Annotated in this window: 24 protein-coding genes and 1 pseudogene; 11 read left to right on the forward strand and 14 right to left on the reverse strand. The window is 37.5% G+C overall.

Features of this window, described 5'->3' with window-relative positions; genetic code table 11:
• Positions 1 to 5: 5 nt before the first annotated feature.
• Positions 6 to 1,103, forward strand: a complete 1,098-nt coding sequence (gene ispG, locus BS85_RS0102765; RefSeq protein WP_026943465.1) for a flavodoxin-dependent (E)-4-hydroxy-3-methylbut-2-enyl-diphosphate synthase — start codon at positions 6 to 8, stop codon at positions 1,101 to 1,103.
• Position 1,104: 1 nt separating this feature from the next.
• Here ispG and BS85_RS0102770 read toward each other — a convergent pair whose 3' ends face one another.
• The 3 genes from BS85_RS0102770 to BS85_RS0102780 are packed head-to-tail and all read right to left on the reverse strand — an operon-like array spanning position 1,105 to position 4,447.
• Entirely contained in the window at positions 1,105 to 2,301 is a 1,197-nt protein-coding gene (locus BS85_RS0102770) for a type II secretion system F family protein (RefSeq protein WP_026943466.1), read from the reverse strand.
• Entirely contained in the window at positions 2,301 to 3,731 is a 1,431-nt protein-coding gene (locus BS85_RS0102775; protein WP_245596271.1) for a GspE/PulE family protein, read from the reverse strand. Before BS85_RS0102775 ends, BS85_RS0102770 begins: the two co-directional genes overlap by 1 nt.
• Positions 3,728 to 4,447 carry an SH3 domain-containing protein gene (locus BS85_RS0102780; RefSeq protein WP_026943468.1) on the reverse strand — a complete coding sequence of 240 codons (720 nt, stop codon included), beginning with the start codon at positions 4,445 to 4,447 and terminating at the stop codon, positions 3,728 to 3,730. Before BS85_RS0102780 ends, BS85_RS0102775 begins: the two co-directional genes overlap by 4 nt.
• Before the next feature lie 134 nt (positions 4,448 to 4,581).
• Between BS85_RS0102780 and BS85_RS0102785 the strand changes: the two genes are divergently transcribed.
• From BS85_RS0102785 to BS85_RS0102805, 5 genes are all read left to right on the forward strand, one after another.
• Positions 4,582 to 4,824 carry a prepilin-type N-terminal cleavage/methylation domain-containing protein gene (locus BS85_RS0102785; protein ID WP_034551041.1) on the forward strand — a complete coding sequence of 81 codons (243 nt, stop codon included), beginning with the start codon at positions 4,582 to 4,584 and terminating at the stop codon, positions 4,822 to 4,824.
• Positions 4,825 to 4,833: 9 nt separating this feature from the next.
• Positions 4,834 to 5,676, forward strand: a complete 843-nt coding sequence (locus BS85_RS10135) for a prepilin-type N-terminal cleavage/methylation domain-containing protein (protein ID WP_051604655.1) — start codon at positions 4,834 to 4,836, stop codon at positions 5,674 to 5,676.
• Positions 5,673 to 6,092: a hypothetical protein gene (locus BS85_RS0102795; RefSeq protein ID WP_026943470.1), complete on the forward strand. Its 420-nt coding sequence runs from the start codon at positions 5,673 to 5,675 to the stop codon at positions 6,090 to 6,092. The genes BS85_RS10135 and BS85_RS0102795 overlap by 4 nt, the downstream gene beginning before the upstream one ends.
• A 109-nt stretch (positions 6,093 to 6,201) precedes the next feature.
• Positions 6,202 to 7,167, forward strand: coding sequence for a CNNM domain-containing protein (locus BS85_RS10140; RefSeq protein WP_051604656.1), 966 nt, complete (start codon positions 6,202 to 6,204; stop codon positions 7,165 to 7,167).
• A gap of 12 nt (positions 7,168 to 7,179) precedes the next feature.
• Positions 7,180 to 8,244, forward strand: a complete 1,065-nt coding sequence (locus tag BS85_RS0102805) for a CNNM domain-containing protein (RefSeq protein ID WP_026943471.1) — start codon at positions 7,180 to 7,182, stop codon at positions 8,242 to 8,244.
• A 90-nt stretch (positions 8,245 to 8,334) separates the two neighbouring features.
• On the opposite strand, the gene BS85_RS0102810 is transcribed toward BS85_RS0102805, so the two are convergent.
• Both BS85_RS0102810 and BS85_RS10145 read right to left on the reverse strand, forming a co-directional pair.
• Complete coding sequence (locus BS85_RS0102810) at positions 8,335 to 10,089, reverse strand: Na/Pi cotransporter family protein (protein ID WP_026943472.1); 1,755 nt, start codon at positions 10,087 to 10,089, stop codon at positions 8,335 to 8,337.
• Positions 10,090 to 10,223: 134 nt separating this feature from the next.
• Positions 10,224 to 10,469, reverse strand: coding sequence for a hypothetical protein (locus BS85_RS10145; protein WP_034551043.1), 246 nt, complete (start codon positions 10,467 to 10,469; stop codon positions 10,224 to 10,226).
• 178 nt (positions 10,470 to 10,647) lie between these two features.
• Between BS85_RS10145 and BS85_RS10150 the strand changes: the two genes are divergently transcribed.
• From BS85_RS10150 to BS85_RS0102830, 3 genes are read left to right on the forward strand one after another with little or no spacing between them, the layout of a single operon-like run.
• Positions 10,648 to 11,073 carry an NINE protein gene (locus tag BS85_RS10150; protein WP_034551044.1) on the forward strand — a complete coding sequence of 142 codons (426 nt, stop codon included), beginning with the start codon at positions 10,648 to 10,650 and terminating at the stop codon, positions 11,071 to 11,073.
• 9 nt (positions 11,074 to 11,082) lie between these two features.
• Entirely contained in the window at positions 11,083 to 11,625 is a 543-nt protein-coding gene (locus BS85_RS0102825) for a hypothetical protein (protein ID WP_026943474.1), read from the forward strand.
• A gap of 11 nt (positions 11,626 to 11,636) precedes the next feature.
• A complete protein-coding gene (locus BS85_RS0102830; RefSeq protein ID WP_026943475.1) occupies positions 11,637 to 12,374 on the forward strand; it encodes a hypothetical protein in 738 nt (245 codons plus the stop codon).
• Positions 12,375 to 12,392: 18 nt separating this feature from the next.
• On the opposite strand, the gene BS85_RS0102835 is transcribed toward BS85_RS0102830, so the two are convergent.
• The 6 genes from BS85_RS0102835 to BS85_RS0102865 form a co-directional block, all read right to left on the reverse strand.
• The gene (locus tag BS85_RS0102835) at positions 12,393 to 12,893 is read right to left on the reverse strand and encodes a GDYXXLXY domain-containing protein (RefSeq protein WP_026943476.1); all 501 of its coding nucleotides are present in this window, start codon (positions 12,891 to 12,893) and stop codon (positions 12,393 to 12,395) included.
• Positions 12,886 to 14,028, reverse strand: coding sequence for a DUF2157 domain-containing protein (locus BS85_RS0102840; protein ID WP_026943477.1), 1,143 nt, complete (start codon positions 14,026 to 14,028; stop codon positions 12,886 to 12,888). The genes BS85_RS0102835 and BS85_RS0102840 overlap by 8 nt, the downstream gene beginning before the upstream one ends.
• A gap of 129 nt (positions 14,029 to 14,157) precedes the next feature.
• Positions 14,158 to 15,183 (reverse strand): ketol-acid reductoisomerase, encoded by a 1,026-nt coding sequence (ilvC, locus tag BS85_RS0102845; RefSeq protein WP_026943478.1) that lies wholly within the window; start codon positions 15,181 to 15,183, stop codon positions 14,158 to 14,160.
• A gap of 337 nt (positions 15,184 to 15,520) precedes the next feature.
• Positions 15,521 to 16,561, reverse strand: coding sequence for a dual-specificity RNA methyltransferase RlmN (gene rlmN, locus BS85_RS0102855; protein WP_026943479.1), 1,041 nt, complete (start codon positions 16,559 to 16,561; stop codon positions 15,521 to 15,523).
• Entirely contained in the window at positions 16,562 to 17,119 is a 558-nt protein-coding gene (locus tag BS85_RS0102860) for a phosphorylase family protein (RefSeq protein ID WP_026943480.1), read from the reverse strand.
• On the reverse strand, positions 17,116 to 17,367 hold the full coding sequence (locus BS85_RS0102865; protein ID WP_026943481.1) for an RNA-binding S4 domain-containing protein: 252 nt from the start codon (positions 17,365 to 17,367) through the stop codon (positions 17,116 to 17,118). Before BS85_RS0102865 ends, BS85_RS0102860 begins: the two co-directional genes overlap by 4 nt.
• A gap of 83 nt (positions 17,368 to 17,450) precedes the next feature.
• Between BS85_RS0102865 and BS85_RS0102870 the strand changes: the two genes are divergently transcribed.
• Entirely contained in the window at positions 17,451 to 18,665 is a 1,215-nt protein-coding gene (locus tag BS85_RS0102870) for an argininosuccinate synthase (protein ID WP_026943482.1), read from the forward strand.
• Between the two features lie 233 nt (positions 18,666 to 18,898).
• Here BS85_RS0102870 and BS85_RS0102880 read toward each other — a convergent pair whose 3' ends face one another.
• Both BS85_RS0102880 and BS85_RS10155 read right to left on the reverse strand, forming a co-directional pair.
• Positions 18,899 to 19,933 (reverse strand): SLAC1 anion channel family protein, encoded by a 1,035-nt coding sequence (locus BS85_RS0102880; protein ID WP_026943483.1) that lies wholly within the window; start codon positions 19,931 to 19,933, stop codon positions 18,899 to 18,901.
• 141 nt (positions 19,934 to 20,074) lie between these two features.
• Positions 20,075 to 21,075: pseudogene (locus BS85_RS10155) on the reverse strand (type II asparaginase).
• 1,807 nt (positions 21,076 to 22,882) lie between these two features.
• On the opposite strand from BS85_RS10155, the gene BS85_RS12165 reads away from it, so the two are divergent.
• Positions 22,883 to 23,344, forward strand: coding sequence for a methyl-accepting chemotaxis protein (locus BS85_RS12165; RefSeq protein ID WP_423786652.1), 462 nt, complete (start codon positions 22,883 to 22,885; stop codon positions 23,342 to 23,344).
• A gap of 21 nt (positions 23,345 to 23,365) precedes the next feature.
• Here BS85_RS12165 and uvrB read toward each other — a convergent pair whose 3' ends face one another.
• Positions 23,366 to 25,339, reverse strand: a complete 1,974-nt coding sequence (gene uvrB, locus BS85_RS0102900) for an excinuclease ABC subunit UvrB (protein ID WP_026943485.1) — start codon at positions 25,337 to 25,339, stop codon at positions 23,366 to 23,368.
• Positions 25,340 to 25,465 lie beyond the last annotated feature (126 nt).

A 25,465-nucleotide genomic window follows, 5' to 3' on the forward strand; every position in this document is an offset into this window, starting at 1 on the left:
CAAAAATGGAATCTCAAGCTTTGAAACCGCGTTATAAAACCAAACAAATTGCGGTTGGCAATGTTTTGATAGGTGGTGATGCTCCTATTTCTGTGCAAAGTATGACTTATAGTAAAACAGCAGATTTGCAAGAGACAAAAAAGCAAATTGATTGTTTGCAACTTGCAGGTTGTGATATTGTGCGTGTGGCAGTAAGTGATGAAGCAGACGCTTATGCGTTAAAAGAGCTTAAGGCAATGATTGCATTGCCTTTGGTTGCAGATATTCATTTTCGCTATAAACTTGCACTTATTGCAGCAGAATCGGTGGATTGTATTCGCATTAATCCGGGTAATATTGGTGCAAAAAATAAAGTTAAAGCTGTAGTAGATGCGTGTAAAGAACATAAGATTCCTATACGAATCGGCGTGAATGCTGGAAGCTTAGAAAAATCCTTTGAGGTTAAGTATGGTGCAACACCTAAAGGAATGGTGGAATCCGCATTGTATAATATTAAGCTGTTGGAAGATTTTGGATTCAATGATATTAAAATATCCCTTAAGGCAAGTGATGTGGAACGCACGATGAGTGCTTATCGGGCATTGCGTCCTTTGGTAGAGTATCCATTCCATTTGGGGGTTACAGAGGCAGGAGATTTGGAATCTTCTACTATCAAAAGCTCTATGGCACTTGGTGGGTTGCTTATGGAGGGCATTGGAGACACAATGCGAGTTTCTATTACGGGCGAATTAGAAAAAGAAATTGAGATTGCGCGTGGAATCTTGCGCTATTGTGGGAGACAAAAAGAGGGAATTACTTATATTTCTTGCCCTACTTGTGGGCGTTTGCAAGCGGATTTAGTTCCGCTTCTCCAAGAGATAAAAAGGAGAATGCCCAAAATTAAAACACCAATGCAGGTTTCTGTAATGGGGTGTGCAGTCAATGCGTTAGGAGAGGCTAAACACGCAGATGTAGCGATTGCTTTTGGCAGTGGCGATGGATTGGTGATTAAGCGGGGAGAAATTGTGGGTAAATATAAGCAAGAAGAATTGATTGATGTATTTATTGATGAGGTGATTAAGACAGAGGGAGAGATGACTCAAGCTTTGGAGATTGGCAGATAGGCTAAATGCCTTGAATTTGCATAGGTAACTCCCAAAGAGGCAGGAAAATTGCAAGTGCTAACCATAAAACCAAAGCACCTAAAATTAAAATCATCAAAGGTTCTATGAGTGCAAGGAGTGTTTCGCTGTGTGTAGATAATTCCTCTTGATGAAGGTCAAGCAGCACTTCTAGGGATTCTAGGAATCCTTCTTCATTTTGTGCGCCACAGAGGAGTTGAATGCTTAAATCATCTAGTATGCCATTGAAAGCTTGTGTAATTGGAATCCCGCACGAGATTGCTTCAAAAATACCTTGCGATTTTTGCTTGATGACTTCGTTTGTGAGGGATTGCGAGGCGATTTCTAATGCAACTCGCAAAGACACTTTGCTTTTGTAGAGATAAAAGAAGCTAAGGAGGAATTGCGAGAGTTGATAATAATGCAAAACAGCACCCAAATAAGGAATCTTAAGGAATAAATTATCTAGGGTATATCTAAACTTTGAGGAGCTTTGATAAAGTTTGTAGCTTAGCAGCGCGATTCCACAAAAGACTAAAAAGCTAAGGTATCCATAATCTAGCAAAACAGAGCGCATAAAAAGCAAACTCTTACTAGGAAATGGTAAAGAGGTGTTAAGCCCCGCAAACAGCACTTCAAATTGTGGCAAGACAAAAAGCGTAATGCTTAAAAATACCGCAATCATCACAAGCAAAACAAAGAGGGGATAAAATAAAATTTTTTTCAAAAGTTTGCGATTCTTTTGTGTGTTTTTAAGTCTGATTAAAATAAATTCTATCGTATTTTCTAGCATATTCGCCTTTTGCCCTATTTCTATCATAGAGCAAATAAAGTCAGAAAATCCCGCTTCTTTGAAGCTAAGAGAGAGTGGTTTCCCGGAATTTAGCGCAAAAAGTGCTTTAGAAAATTGTGCGCTTAGACGAGGGTTTTTTGTATGATTTTGCAAGTTTTCTAGGAGTAAATTTAAAGGCAAATGCGCCTTAAGCCCGAGTTTTAACTCATAAAACGCGCTTAGAATCTCTTTTATCTTAGGGGGATTTAGCACGGATAATTTGTCTTTGAGTGTTGTTTGGGGCGTGATGCTTAGGATAAAGAGGTGTTGAGAGTGGAGCTTGTTTTCTAGCTCTTTTTGAGTTTTTGCGCTAAAAGTTCGTGTTTGGATTTTACCTTTTTGCTTGAATTGCACTTGGAAGTTTGGCATTATTTAACCACGCGATAAACTTCGCGCATATCGGTGATTCCATTGGCTACTAATTGCTGCGCTTTTTGCTCTAGGGTAAAGTTTGGTGTTTGTTTTTCTAGCTTTTCTAGTAGTTGTGTTTTGTTAATGCGGTGATAAATGAAATCCTCTAATTCCGCGCAAGTAAGCACAATCTCGGCAATGGCGATTCTGCCAAGATAGCCTGTGTGGTTGCAGGATTCACAACCTTGTGTCTTGTGTTTGGGGTTTTGCTGGCAAACGCAGAGTTTGCGTAAGAGACGTTGCGCGATGATTCCGCTTAGGGATTGCGCAATGAAATGTGGCTCTAACCCCATATCGTGCAAGCGCACAATCGTATCTAGCGCGTCATTAGTATGCAATGTGGCAAAAACCAAATGTCCCGTAAAAGCCGCTTGGATTGCGATTTGCAAACTTTCTTTATCTCGCACTTCTCCTAGAATAATCACATCGGGGTCTTGGCGCAGAACATTGCGTAGTATATTTGCAAAGCTCACTTCGGCATTCATTGCGACTTGACTAATGTGTGGCAAACGATACTCTACGGGGTCTTCAAGGGTAATGATTTTTAAATTGCGCTCTTTTAAAATGTTTAGGATTCCATACATTGTCGTGCTTTTGCCACTGCCGGTTGGTCCGGTAATAAACACAAGCCCATAAGGCAAATTGAAAAGTGATTGTATTTGTGTTAATTCTGTGTCGCCAAACCCTAGCGATTCTAGGGGCAAAAGCGTTTTGTGTTTATCTAAAATTCTAAGAACGATAGATTCTCCCTCAAGGAGCGGTAGGGTAGAAACCCGAAAGTCAAAAGTGCGCAAAGTATCCTCTAAATGGAATAATTCTAACTCAAAACGCCCATCTTGTGGCAGTTTGGATTCTGTAAGATTCAAATGGGATAACAGCTTAATACTAGCACTCAAAGGAGCAAAAAGCCATTTATCCAATAAAAATCTTTCCACAAGCACACCATCAATGCGGAATCTTATGCGCATATAGTCAAAATCGTATTCAAAATGCACATCACTAGCATTTTTGGATATTGCAATTTGCAAAACGAATCGTACGAGACTTTGAATACTAGAATCTTTTTCTTTGGATTCTTGATTGATTTCTTGTTGGATTTTTTTGAGTAGGTTTTTCAAGTATTCTTCTTGTTCTAACCACACAAGTGCTTTTTCAAAATCTGCCAAATGAATCTCTCCAAACTCTAAAGCGCAATGGCTAAATAAACTTTGAAGTGTTTCTTTGTGTGGATTGGTCAAGGGTTCTAACAAAGCAATGTTTAGTGTCTCTGGAGAGGATTCTTGCACAAGAATCGCACCAAAATAGCGCATTTGCTCCACTTTTAAGCGCAAAGCACATTCTTTATTGATTTCTTGAAAACTGAAACATTTATGCGGACTTTGGCTCAAATTTTTTGTCCTTGTTGCATAAGCCTTAAGAGGTTGGTTAGGTTTTCATCGTAGTTTTGTCGCAAAAAGTTTTGCAAAATCAAAATAGCTTCTTGTGGCTTACCTTCCAAATACACGCTTTTTACAAAAATTTCCCAACTTTCTAAATTTTTAGGATTCTCTGAATTTGCGCGTAAAGCGAGGTTTTTAGCGCGTGTATAGTTTTGATTTTCCATTTCCATTCTAGCTTGAGCAATGGGGTTTAGATTGTTTGATTCTAGCAAAGAGTCGGGTGTGGAATTTTTGGGGACGCTTGTTAGTTGAAATTTTGATTTATTTTGGGGTTTTGCATAAAGGGATTCTTTGTTGGCAGAATCCGAAGCAAGGTTTAATGTTCTTGTGGCTATTTGAGTGGAGGCAAGTGTGGAATCCCCTAATTGTTTTGGACTGAAAGGTTCTAGGCTTAAATATTTGGTAGCAATCCAGCCTTTTTCTGTTTGCAAAAAGCCATTGTGTGTATTAAAATATGTGCAGATTTTAAAATTTTGTTGTAATTGGCTGATGATTTTTGCCTCTAAATTTGGTGCATTGCGGACATTTAATCGGTTGGGTTGCACAAAAAAGCAGGGTTGATTGTGTTGGGTTGTGGCAGTTTGGGTTGTTGTAAATTTTTCAAAATTTCCAATTAATAGGAGAGCAATTCCGCCTAATGCGCATAAAATAGAAGTTTTTAACACCCTACCTCCTTTATTTGCGTGATTCATTTCTTGATTTGTGCAAACGCTTGACTTTTGTTTGAATATGCAGTAATTTTTAGATAATTAAACTTAAGAATGTTTAAAAATATATAGTTTTCTAAAAAGGGTTTGTGGTGGATTCGGGTAGAAAAGCCTTTACTTTGCTAGAATTTTTAGTTTTTGTTTTAGTTTTAGGTGTTTTGATGTCGGCAATATTGGGAAGTTTTGCGGTGATTGGGATAGAGGATTTTAAAGCGATGCAAGAAGTGGATATTTATAATGTTCCTATTTGTAACAAAATTGCGCCCCATTGTGTTTTTGGCTTTTCCATATCGGAATCTTTGCGCTTTTATGAAATCAACGCAACAATCCCTTAAGGCTAAAATATGCGGAGTGGTTTTACCCTCATTGAAGTTCTGTTTGCATTAATTTTGCTTGGTATTTTAGGTGTTTTGGGTGGTTCAACACTGCTTAAAATTTATCAAAATTGTCGTTGGCAAAATCAAAATTTCACCCAAGAAATTCAAGCGCAAAATGCCTTGTTGCAAATTAAACGCCTATTAGAAAATTCTTATTTGGAAAGCCTTATGTTGAGCAGTGGCGAGGAGATTGGGGCGAATAGGGTAAGCTTAAGAGGCAAAAGCTTGATGTTTTATGAAAAGGCGCAAGAGTATGTGAGAGTGGGAGAGTATTCTTTGCCTTGTTTGAATGCTATTTTTGAGCCTAAAAGCATTCAATTTAGCAGTGTTTTGGCATTAGAGCTTTTGGGTTTGGATTCAAGCGCGAATAGAATCCTCAATCAGAAATGTTTAGTTTATAAAAAGCCAAATATGCCTCAACGCGCACTTTTTGTTGCCCATAATTTTTCTGCTCCTAAAGATTTTTATTCGCTCAAGTTTCAAGGAAAGGTTTTAGAGATAAACGCAAACAAAATGCTTTTAGAGATTCCGACCTTTTTCAGAGATTCTACACCACTAAATTCTTTGCAAATTTCTCCTAAGATTTATTTTTTGGATTCTGTTTCTTATTTGCATTTTGGCGATTCTATTGCGTTGGAATCTAAAGCTAAATTGCAAAATATTCCACAAAATAGGCAAACAATTATTGATGAAATAACAGAAGTTAATATTTCTAAAACACCTTTGGGGTTCGCGCTTGAAATATGCGTCAATGATACAAATGCAAATCCATATTGTGCAAATACTCTTATTGTTGAGGTTGAAAAATGAATCATTTAAAGCACTCTAGGGGAATTGTTTTGTTGCCTCTAGTTTTATTGGTTTTTTTAGGGACGATTGTGTTGATTTTGGGGCTAAGGAGCGAGTCTTTTAGACAAGATTTGAAAGTGATTCCTCAACATATTTTATGGTTAGATTTACATTTGTTAAGTTTTAGAGAGCAGTTAAAGGTTGAGTTGGAATCCAAAAATTTATCTGCGGGTAATTTTGCCACATTTTCTGCGGTTATTGCAGAGGATTATCATTATAAGGCGGTGATTAAAAAGTTAGAGAAAAATTTGGAACAAAATGGTGCAGTGGAAGCCTTTTATTTTGTAGATATTTTTGGGGTTTATCGCGATAAACAGAGGGAGTTTTTGCAAGAATTTTCTACAAGACGTGCATTTATTTTGCGATTGGAGCTTTAATTTTGATAGGATTCCATACAAATTTATCGGGCAAGTTTGTTTATTGCATAATTTTAGGCACTTTTTATGGTAATATTTAAAAGCAAAACTTAGGCTTTATGGAGGATAAATGCCTTTTTTGGTTGGTTATTTTTTATTAGCAATCGTGATTTCATTTATTTGTTCTGTATTGGAGGCAGCCTTGCTTTCTGTTACGCCCTCTTTTATGGAAAGTTATGCGAAAACACACTCTAGAAGTGGTAAGGTTTTGAAGTATTTAAAGGCGAATATTGATAATGCGATTGGAGCGATTTTGGTGGTGAATACCTTTGCAAACACGGTGGGTGCAGCAGGAGTGGGCGCACAGGCGGTGGAGATTTTTGGCGAATCTTGGCAAGGGGCTGTGGCATTGATAATGACTTTATGCATCTTGTATCTTTCTGAAATTCTGCCCAAAACGATTGGTGCAACTTATTGGAAAATGATTGTTTCTCCAATGGCGTATTGTATTTTAGTGTTGTATTGTATTACCTTTCCTTTTGTCTATGTCTCTCGCATTATTACGCGCTTGTTTAAAAGGGATAATGCAAGTCAAATGAGCCGTGATGAGGTGTTAGCCATTATGAATCTCGGAGAAAAAAGCGGTTCTATTAATGAGTTAGAGGGGGACATTTTAGAGCATTTGATTTTGCAAAAAGACCTTAAAACAAGAGACATAATGACTTTAAAGGAAAAAATATTCGCTTTAAGCGAAGCAACAAGTATTGAGGAATCCCTCAAGATTCCTGATGTTCATAAATGCTCTAGGATTCCTTTATATGCGGAAGATTCAGGTGAAATTGCCTCTATTGTGTTTAAAAAGAGCATTTTGCAGGCTAGTCTTGAAAAAAGAGGAAAAGAGGCATTAAAAAGCATTGCAAAACATATCACAAAAGTGGAATCTGAAATGGGGCTACTTGATTTGTTAGAAAAGTTTATTGCGCAAAAAGAGCATTTGTTTTTGGTTGTAGATAGTGAGCAAAATGCTATTGGTGTCGTGGCATTAGAAGATGTAATGAGTGCTACGCTTGGCGTGGGCAATTTGCAACATTATTAAGGGGGTATTCGTATGACTTTATTGGTTATTTATTGTCTTGTTGCGATTGTTTTTACCTTTTGTTGTTCTATTATGGAATCCGTTTTTTTGTCCATTACGCCCTCTTTTGTTGCGAGTTTTGAAAAGAAAAATCCAAAAATTGGAGGCTATCTTAAAAACCTTAAAAACAATGTTGATGATGCAGAGGGAGCAATTTTGGTGTTGAATACCTTTGCAACCACCGCCGCTGCAACAGGTGTTGGGATTCAAGTCGCAAGTCTTTATGGATTAGATTATCAAGCTTTAGGTGCTGCAATCCTTACCATTGTGTTGATTTATTTCTCTGAAATTCTGCCTAAAACGATTGGGGCGACTTATTGGAAGACTTTAGCCCCTTATGTTACATTAAGCATTCATTATCTTTTGAAAATTGTTTCCCCCTTTGTTGTTGTTGCAAAACTCATTACGCATTTTGTTAAAACAAGCTCTAGTGCCTCTATTGATCGTGATGAGATTCTAGCAGCCAGTCAAATAGGGCAGAAAAGCGGTTCTATTTCAGTGCGCGAGGAACATATTATAGAAAATCTTTTGAAGCTGAAAAATTATCAAGCCATTGATATTCTTACACCTCGTAGTGTTGTTGTTTCCTTGTGTTATAGCGACACGATTCAAAAGGCGTTAGAGAAAAAGGATATCTATAACTATTCAAGGATTCCTGTTTATGGGGAGAGTGTGGATTCTGTGATTGGAATCGTCTATACGCAGGATATTTTAGAGGCAGGATTGCAAGAGGATTCATCAGAGAGCCAACAGCGCACCATTGGAGATTTTGTGCGTCCTGTTTATATTGTGCCTTTTAATCTCTCTGTGCTTAAGTTGCTGAATCTTTTTATCGCCCAAAAAGAACAACTCTTTGTCGTGCAGGATAGATATGGGCAATTTTATGGAGTTGTAACGCGTGAAGATGCGATTGAAACACTGCTTGGTAAAGAAATTTTAGATGAATTTGATAAGGTGGCGGATATGCAGAAAGTTGCGGTAGAAAACATTAAAAAATACCGACAAAAATATTCCGACAAGATTAAGGACATTCATTAATCTTTGAAACATTTGTTTCTATGCGAAAAAGACAAAGAAAAGAAAGAATCTGCTTTCCACAATGCAGAGATTCAAAGAATACTCTGCTTTTTAAGCGGGGGTGATGGGTGTATAGTCTGCTGCGTAAAGGTGCTGCGTCATCGCAAGCAAGTCTTTGCTCACTTTGTTTGCGGTATCAATATCGTTTAAGATAGAGGAAGCATTGTTTGCGCTGATTTTGTTTTCTAAAATCAGCTTTTCTACTTTGCTAATTGCATTGTCGTCCTCTTGGTCTAGGAGCGCAGAACCTTTGCGGATACTTGCTAGAATCAGTTGAATATTCTCATCAGAGCTTTTTTCAAGATTCTCAATGCTGCGCAAAACTTCCGCTAAGTCAATGCGTATTTCATTATAAATCTCTGCTAGGGATTCGTTGTTTGTTTGTGCCGCTTCTTTAAGGTTGCGGTGAAGCATTTTAAGCTGGTGGATAGATTCTACCGCCCTGCGCGCAGCGTTTTTGATATGCGCAATCTTGTTCATTTGCTCTTTGTCGTGGATATAAGTTTGTGCAGTGGTGGCAAAGTCAAACATTTTATCAAAGAGATTCTTAATGCTAATCTTATAGAGATTATCCAAATCAATGTCTTTTTTGTAAAGCTTTTTGTGTGCAATAATTTCACGGAAAGGTGTGTTGGAGTGAATCTCTTTGCGCGTAAATCCAAGCGAATAAGTCAAAACCAAGAAGCAGTTGTCATAAAGATGTTCCATTTCATTATGCAAGGCTTCAATCGCTGTGTCGGGGTAGGACACAATGGAATCGTTAATATACATAGGCTCGTATTCTTTTGATTTTTTATCCACGATGAATTTTTCAAGAAAATAAACCATTTTGCCAATAAAAGGCATCATTAATACGATTCCTACGATATTAAAGAGTGTGTGGAATGCGGTGAGCTGCAAAATATAATCGTCATTTGCGATTCCAACCACGCTACAAAATTCACGCACGACAAAAATCATTTGTTGCAAAAATACAACTGCAACAAGCGCGGTGATGCTATTAAAGAGTAAATGCGCCGCCGCAAGTCTCTTGCCCGCGATATTTGTGCCAATAGAGCCGATGATTGCCATTACCGTGCTACCGATGTTTGAACCAATGGCAAATCCCAAAGCGTTTTCATAGCTCATTTGTCCTGCGGCTAGAATCGTGATAGCCACAAGCAAACTCGCATTAGAACTTTGCATAATCACGGTGAGAACAATCCCGATAAAGACAAATAAAAAGACACCTTTCATTCCGCTAATTTGCCCATATTGTGCAATATCCACGATGTCTTTTAGCTCATTAAAACCGCTTTTTACAAGAGAGATTCCAAGAAAAAAGAATCCGATTCCGCACAAAATAGAACCAAACGCCTTTGCGTTTTTGGAGTTTTGGAGATTTAATATCACACCAAAAACAAGCAGAGGCATTGTAACAGAGGAAATATCAAACTTCACACCCGCAATGGCAATCACCCACGCAACGATGGTTGTTCCAAGGTTTGCCCCAAAAATAATCCCAATTCCTTGCCCAAGCGTGATAAAGCCAGCGGCTAGAAAGGAGATTGCAAGGACAGAGACAAGCCCACTGCTTTGCATAATCATTGTAGAGATTGCACCAAAGATTAAGCTTTTGGTTGCGGTATTTGCCCATTTTTTTAGCACTCTTTCAATGAAAGTGCTAAAGTTTCCAAAGCCATTTTTAAGGCACATAATTCCATACAAAAAGATTGCGATTCCAGAACCTGCTTCCAAAAACGAGCTTGATTCGTAAAATAGGAATCCCAAAACACCAAAAACAAGCAATAAAATGATACTGCGCATTGGACTCCCTTAAAATTGTCAATGATAGATTGTGAAAGCGTAATTTTATAACGATTCTTAAATGAGAAGCTTAAAAATAAATAATGATTTGGAATTTTTACAAATATTTTGCCATAAGCTATACATTTTGCAACTTAGTTCTCTTTGGTTTTTAAATGTTCTTCTTTAATCTTTGTTTCAATTTTGAGTAATTCCTCATAATGCTGTTTGCTTGAGGCTAACATTTCATCAAATTTGAATCCTAACATTACAATACGATAGAGGTTAGGCTTATGCTTTTTCCAATTATAGAGTGTCTTGGTGTCAATCTGTAAGATTCCTGCAATATCGCGTTGTGAGAGTTTGGAGCGGAAAAAATAGTGATTTTCTTGTTTTGGCATAAGATTCCTTAAAAGGTTGATTTTTTAAGGAAATGTATAAAGTTTTTTTATAATTTCTAACAAAGGAATAATTACTTATTTATATTATTATTAAGGCAATTATTCCTTGTATTATTTTTTGAAATATTGTAAAATGTAACCTAGCTTTTTAGCTTTCAAATATAAGGAGATTCTTAAAATGGAGCAAAATGTTGTGAATAGTTTAATGTTGCAATGGACAGATAAAATTCCTAATTATTCTGTTTATCAGGTGCAAGAGGAATTGAAATCGTTAGATTCTACAAAAGCAGGAGGACTTTATGGGCTTTCCTTAAAATCTAAGGTTGTTGGGTTGGTTTTGGGATTATTTTTGGGTGCTGTTGGTGCGGATAGATTCTATAAGGGCGATAAAAAGCTTGGAATCTACAAGCTGGTTTTATTCTTGGTTTATTGTGTTGGACTTATTATAGCCGATATTATTGGATCAGGTATCCTTGTTGGAATTGCGATTTTATCTTTTGTTGTTCTCATCGTATGGGTGTTTGTGGATTTGTTTTTGGTATGGAAAGAAATCCCAAAAGATAATCTAAGAATCATTCAACAAGCCATCGCAAATGCTCACTAAGGACTGAATATGAAATTCATTTTTAAATATGCTTTTATCGTGTTTGGTTTCGGTTTGTTGTTGAGTGGTTGTGGCAAGACAAGTTGCGATGATAAAGGTATAGCAGACCAAGCTCTTGATATATTGTTACAAGAATATAATCAAACGGCTAAAGATTTGGGATTTTACACAAGCAATGTTGTGTTGTTAGACGCAGAACAAAATATCTGTCAGGCAAAGGTTGGAATAAAAGTGTTAGATGAATTTACGCAAATGATACAAAACAAAGAGGTGCAAAAAAAGATGGCTGACGATATGGGACTTAGTTTGTTTGTTGGTATGGTGGCAAGCAATTTTATGCTTTATCGCTTAATGGGTTATGATGTTTCCATAGATTATGATAAACAGGATATTGTTAATGCGCCAGATGTGGGAAAAATGAGTGGAGAGGAGAGAAATAAATACATATCTTATGGGGAAATTTTAGGGAGTTTTATAAATTCTACAATTAATTATAAGGTTACTAGCAACAATAAAGGCGATGAATATATTATTGCAGAACTTAATAAATAAGGAGAGGTGTAATGTCTTATCAATTGCCTCAAGAAGCAGAGATTTTGCTGTTAGATTCTTATTATAAATCCGATAGTTTTCAGGGCGGGAGGTTGTTTAAATCTTTCTTTGTAGAGTTTTGCAAACAAGCGTTTGCAGTGAATCTTGAAGCACAAAAAGGCTTGGGGTTTTTCCCGATGATGTTTGAGGAGAGAAACGCTTATGCGAGTATTGGTTGCGCATTGCATTCCTTGACACCTTATGTTTTTAGTGAGAATCCCATTAAATACAAGACAAAAGCTAAAGGCGAGTTAGAAAAGCAAGACAGAAATGGGCTTGTGGATTTTTGGTGTGCAGAAAAAGATTTCAAATTTGAAGCCTATATAGAATCCAAAAAAATATGGTTGAAAATCAGCACAAATGCCAAATGGGAATTTGATAAATCTTGTAACGCTCTCATAGGCAGTGCATTTGAGCAAATCAAAAGACTTAAAAGTGCAGGAGTAGATAAGGCGACGAGCAAATACACAGAGGGTGCAGTGTTTAAGGTCGCTCTTTTTCAGATTCCAATCGTCTATCACCCTAACTTTAAGCCAGAGGAAGCAGATTTGGAATCTGCGCCGAAGCATTTAGAAAGCCTCTTGGCAAAGAAGCTTAAAAACAATATGGGCTTACTTCTTAGTGTGCTAGATATGCGCCCTTTTGGTGGCTTGGAGGGGGAAGTGGAATGCAATCCCTTTAATGCCCTTGCTGCTGTGGTAATGCAATAAATTCTTATCATTTGTTAATTATTGATGAGATTCCACCTTTAAATCTACAATCCTTGCTTTGCCTCTGAAGATTTTCAAAGTTACAATCGCTTGATTGTTGGGCTTAGCAAGGAGGCTTTGCATTTCTTGTGCCTTGTCTTTTGTGGTGAAATATTTTTCTATGCCCCCTAAAGAAAGGCGTGAAAATTCGTTTTTGGGAGCTTTTGTTTTGATATAAAGTTGATTTTTGGGTGGTTTAGTTAGAATCTCTTTAAAGATAAAATTTCCCTTATCTGCTTTTTCAAGACATACGAAAACCTCTGCATTGAATGGAATCTTTGCATACATAGATTTTTCAAGTTTTACCCCATAATCTAGCCACACAAAATTCCCTGCAAGTAAATCTCTAGGGTCGTATCCTTTAGCAATAACTTTCACTTCTGTGCCAAAATAGATTGGCAAATAAGCATTGATAAACATTGCGCCAATCAAAGCAAATTGTAATCCACACGCAATTAAAAGCCATTTTGCTTTAAGCATTTTTTCTCCTTGCAAACAAAAGCAATCCTAGTCCAAAACACAAAAAGATGAGACTTGCGCCAATATAATCCCCCAACAAATCCAAATAGCGCACCAACGCTAACAAGCACAAAACAAACAGCCCCGAGATTGTATGAGAATCTTTGATGAGATGAACGCCTAAAAGAAGTGTTAAAAAGGAATACAACCCTGTGAGGATTGTTGTATCTAGGGAGTATAAAAAGTAAAAATAATCCACCAAAGCAAAACCGATAATGAGAATCCCTAAAGGATAGTGTTTAAAATATAGATTCGCAACGCCTAATACGACAAGCAAAACAAGCAAAGAAAAGGAAGGGGTCAAAAACAAATCCTCTAAAGGATAATAGCTTGAGGCAATGAGGATTAAAGCTAAAGCAAAATAAGCATAAATCTTGTAGGGCTTGAAATGAAAGCCTAAAATGATGAGAGAAAGCCACGCAAAAGCGGATAGGTTTAAGCTCTCCTCCTGAATCTCACACAGATACAAGCCAAGAAATATAAAATTAGGCAAAGCAAGAATCTTTTTTGCATTTAAGGAGAGGGGAAAAAGGATTCCACTTTGCACAATAATTCCAAGCGCAATAATACAAATAAATAAACTCATAGAGTGATGGTATTCCACAAGATTCAAAACATACCATACGCTAGTGAATAAATAGCCCACAAGGAAAATGGCAGAGGACTTGAGGGCAAAAGCCAACGCCAACACGACACAGCCCACACTCAAAAAGGCTAAAGCAGTATCCTCCCCTAAATGATAGATTTGTGAAAGCAGAGCAATATTTGCAAGCAAGACAAATCCACTTAGGATTCCAAAACTCTGCTTAAATAAGGGGTTGTTGGAGTAAAATATGCCCAAATGTGTGGCAAAAAGCGTGGTGAGGAGCAAGAGTGTCTTAAAAATGTTTGGAATCTGCTCCCAATTATAAGCGACAAGCGTGAGGATAGAAAGCCCTATAAAGATAAAGGCGAAAACGACTAGAAAAGGAAAATCTGAACCTTTATCAAGGGAATAAAAATTTAGGATCTCTTTTTCTTGTGTTTTGTTAATCAAGCCTTCATTTGCTAGTCTAGCGATTTCAGATTTGAGAAATGATTTTTTATTTAAAAGCAATTTAAATCCTTGTGTTGATAAATATTAAGCAATGTTAATTTTTAAGGTTTAAAATATTGTGTGGATTCCTTTGTGCTGTGGAGGGGAGGGTTTATGTTTGCAGGGGAAATTGCAAACATAAAGTATGGATTAGTTCTTACTCTTATCCACCAACTTCCCAGCAGCAATCCAAGGCATCATTTCACGCAATCTGCTACCTACTTTTTCAATGGGGTGATTTGCTAGATTTTTTCGCTCTGCATTCATTCTTGCATATCCTGCTTTACGCTCTAGGATAAAGTCTTTTGCAAATCTACCCTCTTGAATATCTTTTAGGATTGCTTTCATTGCTTTTTTGGATTCCTCATTAATCACGCGAGGTCCGCTTATCATATCGCCATATTCGGCAGTATTTGAGATAGAATAGCGCATATCTGCTAAGCCACCTTGATAAATCAAATCCACGATAAGTTTCAACTCGTGCAAGCATTCAAAATATGCCATTTCTTCAGGATAACCCGCTTCAACCAATGTTTCAAATCCAGCTTTAACGAGGCTTGAAACTCCGCCGCAAAGCACTGCTTGTTCGCCAAACAAGTCGGTTTCTGTTTCGTCTTTAAAGGTTGTTTCAATGATTCCACTGCGTCCGCCACCAATTGCACTTGCATAGCTTAATGCAATGGCTTTTGCGTCGCCCTTGCTTGTATCTTGCTCTACTGCGATTAAATCAGGGATTCCACCCCCTTTTACAAACTCACTTCTAACGGTATGTCCGGGAGCTTTAGGCGCAACCATAATCACACCCACACCTTTAGGAGCTTTGATTTGTCCAAAGTGAATATTAAATCCGTGTCCAAAAGCGATGATTTTATCCTCTGCTAAATAAGGCTCAATATCTCGCGCAAAAACATCTGCTTGTAATTCATCAGGGATTAGAATCATCACCAAATCTGCCCATTTTGTGGCTTCACTTACTTCTAGCACTTTGAAGTTTTTAGCCTCTGCTTTACTCCAGCTTTTACCACCTTTATAAAGTCCAATTGCTACTTCTACGCCAGAATCTCTTAAATTCTCTGCGTGTGCGTGTCCTTGAGAACCAAACCCAATAACCGCAACTTTTTTCTTTTTGATAAGCCCTAAATCACAATCTTTGTCGTAATAAACTTTTAAAGCCATTGTTTGCCCTTTTAAGTAAAATGTAAGATTCGTGATTATATTGCATTTTTGCTTAGTGGATACTTTGCTATGTGGAATCTCGCAGATAAATTTAATAAGAGTTTGGAGAGGATAAATTTAGGATATAATGCGTTAAATTTTATAAGGATTTTTCAATGCTACTTTCTTATCTGTTGTTTTTAGCACTTTTTTCTATTTTGCTTTACAAGGTTTTTTCTCTATTTCGTGATTAAGGGATTCCAACTATTTTTTGTAAGCGTAATACAAAAACGCACCCATTCCTACCACAAAGACGACACCCAAAAATACAATCATTACAATGTCTAATAATCCCATTTTATTCCTTTAAATTGCGCTCTCTAAGTTGTCCGCACGCCGCACTAATGTCTAAGCCTTTGGATTCTCTAATCGTGCATAAAAGCCCTTTTTTAAGCAAAAATTCCCTAAAAGCCTCCACTTTTTCTATGCTTGGGCGTTTGTATTTGCTTCCCTCGTGGGGATTAAAATAAATTAGATTCACCTTGGCTTTGATTTTATTCAGCAGGGCGACAAGTTTTTTTGCGCTATCCAAGTCATCGTTTAAGCCATCAATCACAAGATATTCAAACATTACCCTTTTACGACTATCAATAGGAAATTGCGCGACTTCATCAATCACAGCTTGGATATTGTAGGCTTTATTGATTGGCATTAGCTCACTTCGCAATTTATCATCAACGGCGTGTAAAGAAATCGCGAGTTGCACTCCAAGATTGAGTGCGCCAAGTTTTTTAATCTTTGGCGCGATTCCGCTTGTGGAGATTGTCTGTCGGCGCGTAGAAATGCTTAAACCATCTAGCGTGGAAAGAATCTCAATCGCGCTTACGACATTATCCAAATTATCTAGCGGTTCGCCCATTCCCATATACACGATATTGATTGCTTTGTTTTGTGGAATCCCTTGGTCTTTTTTAATCGCCCACACTTGATAGACGATTTCTCCCGCATTGAGATTTCTCACAAATCCTCCCTTTGCAGTGAGGCAAAAACTACATCCGACTTTGCAACCCACTTGCGAAGAGAGGCAAAGCGTGAATTTATCCTCTTTCATTTTTAAAAACACTGATTCATAGGTGAGATTATCTTGCGTGGCAAAAAGATATTTTACGCTTCCATCAATGCTTTGTTCTTTTTTGCAGATTTGTACTTTTTGTGTTGTGAAATTTTCTTTCAAATAGGTTTTTAATGGCTTGGGTAAATTGTCCATTGTATCAAAATCATCAACATAGCGCACATAGAGCCAATGGTAAATTTGCTTTGCGCGGAACTTTTGGAATCCTGCATTTTCAAGCATTGTTCCAAGTGTATCAAGAGAGAGACTAAAAATATTTTCTTGCATTTATTTGCCTAAAGCAGAATCCAATTTGTTTTTAATATAGGATTCTAATTTTTGCATTGCTGCTTTGTGGTTGGATAAAAATTCCTCTCTCGCATTTTTGTGGATATAATTTGTGCTACAAAAGATTCCAATTGCAGGGAGATTAAAATGGTTTGCGACTTTTAATATGCTAAAAAATTCCATATTTTCATAAGCGATTCCAAGTTTTAGCATTTTTTGCGCAAGGTTGGAATCGGTGCTGATATAATTGCTAGAATTGACAATTTTTTGTTCTGCATTCAAAATAGTTTCACGTGAAACATTTGTTAAAATATTATCCAATGGTGTGTAAGATTTATCCTCTAAAAAGGATAGCTCAACATTGCTCGCCCCATAAGACTCAAAGACTTCTAGTAGTGGAATCGCAGTAGAGTAGCTTCCACAAGTGCCAATAAACACAATTTCATCAGGTTTATCAAATAGCACAGATTGCGTTAGATTGATTGCTGATTCCACTAGCCCCACTCCAATGCTTTTTGCAAAAGCAAAGGATTCCATTTTTCCCGCGCAGTAAATCATTTTTGTATTTCCTTATAATACAAATGCGATTCGTTCTTTTTGATTGTTTTTTGTTCTGGAATCTGTAAGACTTGATAAAACTTGGATTTTTCTAAAAATGCAATTTCTATCACATCGCCCACTTTCACATCTCTACTTGCTTTGACATTGATTCCCGCGATTCTTACAACACCATTTGCAATCATATCTTGTGCGATTGCGCGTCTTTTGACAATATTGACAGCATTTAAAAATTTATCAATTCGCATTTTTATCCTTAAAATTTGCAGAATTGTAGCTAAAAGAATATTAAATTGTTGCTATAATAACGCAAAATTTTTAAGGAGCTAAAATGGGCAACAAACAAATCAAAAAAGTGGTCCTTGCATATAGCGGTGGATTAGATACAAGTGTTATTCTAAAATGGCTTGGCGATACTTATGGTTGTGAAGTGGTAACTTTTACCGCAGACATTGGACAAGGTGAGGAAGTAGAACCCGCAAGAGCAAAAGCACAAAAGCTTGGAATCAAATCGGAAAATATCTTTATCAAAGATTTGCGTGAGGAATTTATCCGCGATTTTGTTTTTCCAATGTTTAGGGCAAATACGATTTATGAGGGAGAATATTTGCTAGGGACAAGCATTGCGCGTCCTTTGATTGCAAAACATTTGGTGGAGATTGCAAAAGAAGTGGGTGCAGACGCTATTTCACACGGCGCAACAGGTAAGGGTAACGACCAAGTGCGCTTTGAGATTGGTGCGTATGCGTTGAATCCGGATATTAAAGTCATTGCGCCTTGGAGGGAGTGGGATTTAAATAGTCGCGAAAAGTTATTGGGATATGCGGAATCCGCAGGGATTCCTATTGAGAAAAAGGCAAACAAATCGCCTTATTCAATGGACGCAAATTTATTGCACATTAGTTATGAGGGGCAGATTTTAGAAAATCCAAATGTTGCACCCGAAGAGGATATGTGGCGTTGGAGTGTTTCACCCAAAAACGCACCGGATACACCGACAATTATTACGATTGAATTTAAAAAGGGTGATGGAATCGCAATCAATGGAGAAAAGCTAAGCCCGGCAAATTTTTGGGAAAGGTTGAATAAATTAGCCGGTGAAAATGGAATCGGTAGATTGGATTTGGTAGAAAATCGTTATGTGGGTATGAAATCACGCGGTTGCTATGAAACTCCGGGAGGAACGATTTATCTTAAAGCACACCGCGCCATAGAATCGCTATGCCTTGATAGGGAGGAAGCGCATTTAAAAGATGAGATTATGCCAAAATATGCGAGTTTGATTTATAATGGATATTGGTTTAGCCCAGAGAGAGAAGCCTTACAAGCTTTGATTGACAAAACGCAAGAAAAAGTAGAGGGTGTGGTGCGCTTAGAGCTTTATAAGGGGAATGTAACGATTCTTGGTAGAGAATCTAAAAATTCTCTCTTTAATGCTGCGTATAGCACTTTTGAAGAGGATTCTGTTTATAACCAAAGCGATGCGGAAGGATTCATTAAACTCAATGCTTTGCGGTTTATTATTGCAGGAAAAACGCGTAAATAATTTTTGGGATATTTTAACTTTTATTTGCGTGGTTGTGCGTTCCGATTTCTTGTGGAATCTCGCCTTTATGATTCCATTGTTAAGATTATTTTGTTTTGCGAGATTATGGCTTTGCAATTTGTTTTGCTTATTTCTCGCAATGACTAGAGCGGTTTAGTTCTTGTTCTTGTTGTGTGGGGATTCCTAGCCTCTTATGATTGAGAGAAGCAAACAAATTCAAAGCAAAACCGCAACTACTCTTCTAAAACACAAATTTGTTTTTGTTTTATAGCAATTAGAGTGCGAAAGCTTACGATAAGCACTATTATACTGCTTAATACAATGCCTAAAATTCCAAAAAATCCATAGAGCAAAGAACCATTCCAAGCAAAAAGCTCTAATGCGCAAAGGGTAAAAGCGCAAGTGGGAAAAGTAAAAGCCCACCAAGAGAGTGCAAATTTCAGCCGACTAAAAACCCCAAAGAGGCTTATCATTAAGAACATAAAAAATAGCGCAACACTAAAACTAGCACTTGCGATTCCATAGAGAGTAGCAATATCCGTAAATCCTTTGAATAAAGCTAGAATGTCTAGAGCAAAAACACTAGGGGGGGCGATGAAAATAAATAAAGTTGGTAAAAACTTTTGTGGTAGATTTTCTCCAAAAACTAGGCGAATAAGAAGTGCCGCATTGAGTAGAATCCAAAAGAAGCTTCCCATTCCAAAATAAAAAATTAAAACCTCAAAAGGAATCGTCCATTCTTCTTTTGAATTTAGATTCATTCCTGCAAGTGGAACGATAAGATTCCCTACGATAGGGATAAACCACGCAGGATTTGCCATTTTTTGTTGCATTTCATTGACAAACCAGAATCGCACGACATAAAGACTAAAGAGAAGCTGTAAAGAAGCACTACCATAAAAAACCACAATATGAAATTGTAATGGAATAAAGTCAAAGCGCAAAAGAAGCATTAAGACTATTAAAAAAGACACAGAAATGGCTGCAAAAAAATTAATCCGCACGGGGTGTTTGAGTTCTTTTAAGAATGCGGGAGAATATAAAATTGTTTTGGCTAGATAAAGCAGTGCAATAATACATAAAAGGGCTAGGCTTAAAAAGGTTAATGCAAGAAAAATACTATCAAACTTCGCCTCTAGCCCAAAAACCTTCAGTGTTTTACCTGCAACAAGAGCCAATCCGCCAATGCCCATAACTGCTGCAAAAAACATAATAGGAAAATGCAAAAGCCAACTTTCTTGATTGCTTGTTTGATTCGGAGTTTCCATTGTTAGCCCTTTTAAAAAAATATGCGAAGTATATTCCAAAAGCAAAGGGGAACAATGTGATAAAGTTACAGAATATTTTATCGCTTGTTATTGTGGGTGGCTTGAGTTTGCATTAACCGCAGAGCAGTTAATGCAAACGACTCAATAAAGGTCAAAGTATTTTTGGATTTCTTTTGGATTGCTTGTTTTTGTAAGTGCCAACATTAAAAGAACCCTTGCTTTTTGGGGGTTGAGATTGTTTGCGCTAATGAAGCCTTGTTGAATTTCTTCCTCACTTAGAGGAACTAAGCCAGAGCCAACGCGTGAGCTTTTTGCCACTACAAGTTTTTTCTGTGAGAGAAGCTCAATTAGATAGTTTTTTGATTTTCGTGAATGCTACCTGCTCCACTTCCTGCAACAACCAATCCTTTTACGCCTGCGTTTAAAAAGGCTTCTACTGCAACTTTTGAGCCATCATTGGAATAAGTATAGACAATATCTACTTTAGGCAATTCTTTTAAGCCTCTAACGCTAAAAGGAGAATCCTTTGTGTGTGCTTTGACACTAAGGGAGTTAAAAAACGCTTTACCATCTACGATATAACCGATTTCTCCGCTATTGGGAGCTTTAAAGGTTTCAACATTTAGTGTGTGGGTTTTACTTACTTCTCTCGCGCTATAAATTTTGTCATTAATCGCCACCATTACGCCCTTATTTCTAGCATTTTTATCTCCAGCAAGACTTACAGCATTGTAAAGGTTTTTGGGCCCATCTGCGCTAATAGCAGTTGCAGGTCTCATTGCTCCTGTTAAAACAACGGGTTTATTGCTTTTTACCACAAGGTTTAAGAAGTAAGCGGTTTCTTCCATTGTGTCTGTTCCGTGTGTGATGACGATTCCATCTACATTGGAGCTTGACAAAAGAGAATTGACTTTGTTTGCAAGTGTGAGCCAAACTTGGTCTGTCATATTAGAGCTATCAATATTTGCTACTTGCTCACCGCTAATGTTGGCAATATTTTTTAGCTCTGGTACCGCGTTAATAAGCACCTCTATGCCCAAACTACCTGCTTTATAGCCTGTAGTTGCAAGGTCGCTTTTTGCCTCTCCTGCGATTGTTCCGCCTGTTGCCAAAATTACAATATTTGGTTTAGCAAATGCCATCACGCTTACTCCTAACATAAGCAAAACTCCAAAAAACAATTTTTTCATTTTTACTCCTTGAGAATTTAAAAATTCTTTTAATTGTATCAAAGTTGTTATGTAAAATATTTTAAAGTAATATTCTTTTAGTGTAATAAAATCACATAGTTTTGATTATTATTTAAGATATAATATTAGAGAGGTTAAGGAAATAAACAGCCAAGGAGCAAAAATGTTACAGGCTTTATTAAGAGTAAATGATGTGAGTTTAAAGTTTAAAATTATTTTTGCAAGTTTTGCAGTAGCACTCGTGGGTCTTGCTTTGGTTGTGATATTGGTGGGAAATAAAAACTTTGATTTTGCGAAGGAAACAACAACCAATTATGCGCAAGCCACACTCAAAAATCAGGCAAGGACTTTAGAAGGTAAAATCAATTTAGGTTTTGAAAATGCGAATAATATCTCAACTTTGGCTATTGAAAGTTTGCAGAACCTAAGAACTCCAAATGCTAATTCTCTCTGCGATTCTAACTGCTCGGCAATATTAAATGGCTATTTAAAAACCATTGTAGCACAAAACAATCTTTATAAAGTAGCATTTGTTAAATTCTTTAATGGAGAAGTCTATGCTAATGCTCCGCAAGACACATTAGGAATCCCCGCCATAGATGAACTCAATGCACTCTTTAAAGGGAACAATACACAAGCAATTTTTATTCCTAAATTAAAGCCAAAACCAAAAGATAGTGTGGATAAAACACCTCTTTATCCCCCGGTTTATTTGTTGAATAAAATCGTTTATAATTCTCAAACTATCGGGATTAGTGGGATTCTATTGGATTTAAAAAAATTAGGTGATGAAATCAAGCCAATTAAAATCCTAGAAAGCGGCTTTATTGTCTTGCTTTCTCAAGATAGTGTGGTTTTGCACCATAAATTTTTTCATCTATTAAATCGCGAAATGGTAAATGTGGATAAGGGTGCAAATGAATATTTGAAGACTGCTTTAACGGGCAAAGAAGTGATTTTTGATAGGATTAGCCCCAACACCAAAGCACCGATTACAACCATTATGGAGCCTCTTACGCTTGGCACGAATAATAATGCGATTCGTTGGGCGGCGTTTGCGAATATTCCGTTGGACGAAATGTTAAAAGCTGCAAAAGAGAATCGCAATTTTGCGGCAATGATTTCTTTATTTGTCCTAGTGCTTATTTGTGCCGTGATGTATTTAGTGGGGCATATTATCTATAAGCGTATAAATTCAATAAAATCTGGTTTGCAAGAGTTTTTTGATTATTTGAATAATCAACGCGATGATTTTCAAGATATTCCTTTGTTTTGCAGAGATGAATTGGGTATGATGAGCAAAGCCATTAATCAAAATGCACAAAATATTAAGCTTGGTTTAGAAAAGGATTCAACCGCCATTAAAGAATCTTTGCAGGTGGTGGCAAGAGTGGAACAAGGGGATTTGGAAGCGCGTATTGAAGCCAATCCAAACAATCCAAACCTTTTAGAATTGAAAAAGGTTTTAAATACAATGTTGGATTCTTTGCAGCACCATATTGGTTCTAATCTTAAAAAGATTGCAAAAATCCATCAATCCTTTGCTAATCTAGATTTTACGCAGTCTTTAGAGAATCCCAAAGGCGAGGTAGAAATTATTACAAACAAGCTAGGAGAGGAAGTTGCTAAAATGCTACGTTTTAGTGCGGAATGCTCCAATACTTTACACAAAAAAAGCAATGATTTAAAGAATTTTTTGGTTAATCTTGCAAAGCAGTCTGATTTGCAAACACAATCCTTACAAGCTGGTTCGCAAACAATGTCTAAAATTTCTCAAGATATGCAAGATAGCAATGCAATGATTAAGGAAGTAGCAAGACAGAGTGATGAGATTAAAAATATTTTGAAAATTATTCAAGATATTGCAGACCAAACGAATCTATTGGCTCTTAATGCGGCGATTGAAGCGGCACGAGCTGGAGAACACGGGAGAGGTTTTGCAGTTGTTGCGGATGAGGTTAGGAAATTGGCTGAACGCACAGGCAAAAGTTTAAGCGAGATTGAAGCTTACACGAACACGCTTGTGCAGTCCATTAACCAGACGGGAGAAAACATTAATCATCAAACAAGCGCAATGGAAGCGATTACAAATTCTATTGCTGAAGTGGAGCAAATCACGCAACAAAACAATCAAATCGCAAAAGAAGTCAGCACTATTGGTCAAGATGTTGCAAAATTGGCTGACGCAATTTTGGAAGATATTAGCACAAAAAAGTATTAGTTGTTTAGTTTAAGGGAGATTCTACATCGCCCTTAACTTTGCAATCTCATCGCGCAGTCTCGCGGCTTCCTCAAATTCTAGCTTTTTCGCCGCTTCGTGCATTTGTCGGCTTAGTTCTTTGACGAGTTTATCGCGTTCGCTTTTGGGCATTTTGTCCTTGCTTTTCTTTGCCTTTTCATAAAGGATTCCTAAATCTTGGTTTTTCAAATCCTCATCAAGCTTCCTTGAAACGCTCTGTGGCGTGATATTGTGCGCCTTATTGTAGGCTTCTTGTTTGTTGCGGCGATAGTCTGTAACTTCCATTGCCTTTTGCATAGAGGGCGTGATTTTGTTTGCAAAGAGTAAGACGCGCCCATTGACATTCCTAGCAGCTCGCCCCATTGTCTGAATCAAACTTGTCTCGCTGCGTAAAAATCCCTCTTTGTCGGCGTCTAAAATTGCAACCAAAGAAACTTCTGGTAAATCTAATCCCTCACGCAACAAGTTGATTCCTACTAAAATATCAAACTCTCCCGCCCTTAAAGCGCGAATGATTTGATTGCGTTCAATGGCGTCAATGTCGCTGTGCATATAGCGCACCTTTAATCCCAAATCGTTATAATATTTTGTGAGTTCCTCTGCCATTTTTTTTGTGAGTGCGGTTACAAGCACTCTCTCCCCACGCGCAATCACTTCCTTTGCCCTATCGTGTAGAATCTCCACTTGCCTATCCACTTCTAACACTTCATACACGGGGTCTAGCAAACCTGTCGGGCGGATTAACTGCTCTGCGGTGTGTGTGCCACTTAAGTCTAGTTCTTTTTGTGCGGGAGTTGCAGAGACAAACAAGAAATGCGGGGCTTTGTGGATAAATTCCTCGTATTTTAGCGGACGATTATCTAGCGCACTAGGGAGGCGGAATCCATATTCTACCAAGACTTCCTTGCGGCTTCTATCTCCTGCATACATTCCGCCAAATTGTGGCAAACTCACGTGGCTTTCATCTACAATGAGCAAATAAGGCTTATTTTTTTGCTCAAAATAATCTAGTAGGGAATAGGGCGTCTCGCCGGGCTTTTTGCCTGTTAAATGCCGCGCATAATTTTCAATCCCCTTGCAGATTCCTGTGGCACTAATCATCTCTAAATCAAATTCAGTGCGCGACTTTAACCGCTCGTATTCTACCATTTTGCCCTGTGCCTTAAAAAACCCCAAACGTTCTTGCAGTTCTTTTTCTATGCTTTGAATCGCGCTTTTAAGCCTCTCCTCACCCACGATAAAGGGATTTGCAGCATAAAGCACAAAGGATTCTAGCTTTTTCTTTAGCGTTCTATCTACGGAATCCAAGAGGCTAAGGGATTCTAATTCATCACCAAAAAACTCCAAGCGCAGAATCTCGTCCTCACTATATGCGGGATAAATATCTATCACTTCGCCATTGACACGAAAATCTCCCCTATCAAAGAAATTATCGTTGCGTTTATAGCCCATTTCTACAAGGCGCAACAAAAGCGACTTTTGGTGGTATTGCACCCCTATTTCAAATTTTTCAATCATTTCTAAATATTCTTTAGGATTCCCCAAACCATAATTTGCCGATACAGATGCCACCACAATGCTATCCTCATAAGCTAAAAGGGAAGTAGTGGCAGAAAGCCTCAACCTCTCTAGCTCCTCATTAATGCTAGAATCCTTTTCAATAAATAAATCTTGACGCGGAATATAGGCTTCGGGCTGATAATAATCAAAGTGCGAGATGAAATATTCTACGTGATTTTTAGGAAAGAATCCCTTGAACTCGCTGTAAAGTTGCGCGGCTAGAGTTTTGTTGTGCGTCATAATTAAAGTTGGCATTTGTAGAGATTCTATAATGTGCGCCATAGAAAAGGTTTTGCCACTGCCGGTTACGCCGATGAGTGTTTGGTATTGACTGCCCTTGCGTATGAATCCGCTTAGAGTTTTAATTGCTTCGGGCTGGTCTCCGGAGGGCTTGAAAGAAGAGTGTAATTTAAACATAAGCAAAACCTAATGAAAAATAAAGTGGAATTTTTGCATAAGATTGCTTAGAAACCTTGCGTTTTTGAATGAATTTGCTTAAAATAATGCTAAAATTAAAGCCTAATATTTAACATGTGAGGAAAT

The organism is Helicobacter rodentium ATCC 700285 (assembly GCF_000687535.1).
Lineage (GTDB): Bacteria > Campylobacterota > Campylobacteria > Campylobacterales > Helicobacteraceae > Helicobacter_D > Helicobacter_D rodentium.

Bases quoted from the DNA above. Each gene is read 5' to 3' on its own strand.
- ispG (WP_026943465.1), top strand. From the start codon at position 6: ATGGAATCTCAAGCTTTGAAACCGCGTTATAAAACCAAACAAATTGCG.
- BS85_RS0102770 (WP_026943466.1), bottom strand. From the start codon at position 2,301: ATGCCAAACTTCCAAGTGCAATTCAAGCAAAAAGGTAAAATCCAAACA.
- BS85_RS10135 (WP_051604655.1), top strand. From the start codon at position 4,834: ATGCGGAGTGGTTTTACCCTCATTGAAGTTCTGTTTGCATTAATTTTG.
- BS85_RS0102795 (WP_026943470.1), top strand. From the start codon at position 5,673: ATGAATCATTTAAAGCACTCTAGGGGAATTGTTTTGTTGCCTCTAGTT.
- BS85_RS10140 (WP_051604656.1), top strand. From the start codon at position 6,202: ATGCCTTTTTTGGTTGGTTATTTTTTATTAGCAATCGTGATTTCATTT.
- BS85_RS0102805 (WP_026943471.1), top strand. From the start codon at position 7,180: ATGACTTTATTGGTTATTTATTGTCTTGTTGCGATTGTTTTTACCTTT.
- BS85_RS0102810 (WP_026943472.1), bottom strand. From the start codon at position 10,089: ATGCGCAGTATCATTTTATTGCTTGTTTTTGGTGTTTTGGGATTCCTA.
- BS85_RS10145 (WP_034551043.1), bottom strand. From the start codon at position 10,469: ATGCCAAAACAAGAAAATCACTATTTTTTCCGCTCCAAACTCTCACAA.
- BS85_RS10150 (WP_034551044.1), top strand. From the start codon at position 10,648: ATGGAGCAAAATGTTGTGAATAGTTTAATGTTGCAATGGACAGATAAA.
- BS85_RS0102825 (WP_026943474.1), top strand. From the start codon at position 11,083: ATGAAATTCATTTTTAAATATGCTTTTATCGTGTTTGGTTTCGGTTTG.
- BS85_RS0102830 (WP_026943475.1), top strand. From the start codon at position 11,637: ATGTCTTATCAATTGCCTCAAGAAGCAGAGATTTTGCTGTTAGATTCT.
- BS85_RS0102835 (WP_026943476.1), bottom strand. From the start codon at position 12,893: ATGCTTAAAGCAAAATGGCTTTTAATTGCGTGTGGATTACAATTTGCT.
- ilvC (WP_026943478.1), bottom strand. From the start codon at position 15,183: ATGGCTTTAAAAGTTTATTACGACAAAGATTGTGATTTAGGGCTTATC.
- rlmN (WP_026943479.1), bottom strand. From the start codon at position 16,561: ATGCAAGAAAATATTTTTAGTCTCTCTCTTGATACACTTGGAACAATG.
- BS85_RS0102860 (WP_026943480.1), bottom strand. From the start codon at position 17,119: ATGATTTACTGCGCGGGAAAAATGGAATCCTTTGCTTTTGCAAAAAGC.
- BS85_RS0102865 (WP_026943481.1), bottom strand. From the start codon at position 17,367: ATGCGAATTGATAAATTTTTAAATGCTGTCAATATTGTCAAAAGACGC.
- BS85_RS0102870 (WP_026943482.1), top strand. From the start codon at position 17,451: ATGGGCAACAAACAAATCAAAAAAGTGGTCCTTGCATATAGCGGTGGA.
- BS85_RS0102880 (WP_026943483.1), bottom strand. From the start codon at position 19,933: ATGGAAACTCCGAATCAAACAAGCAATCAAGAAAGTTGGCTTTTGCAT.
- BS85_RS12165 (WP_423786652.1), top strand. From the start codon at position 22,883: ATGTCTAAAATTTCTCAAGATATGCAAGATAGCAATGCAATGATTAAG.
- uvrB (WP_026943485.1), bottom strand. From the start codon at position 25,339: ATGTTTAAATTACACTCTTCTTTCAAGCCCTCCGGAGACCAGCCCGAA.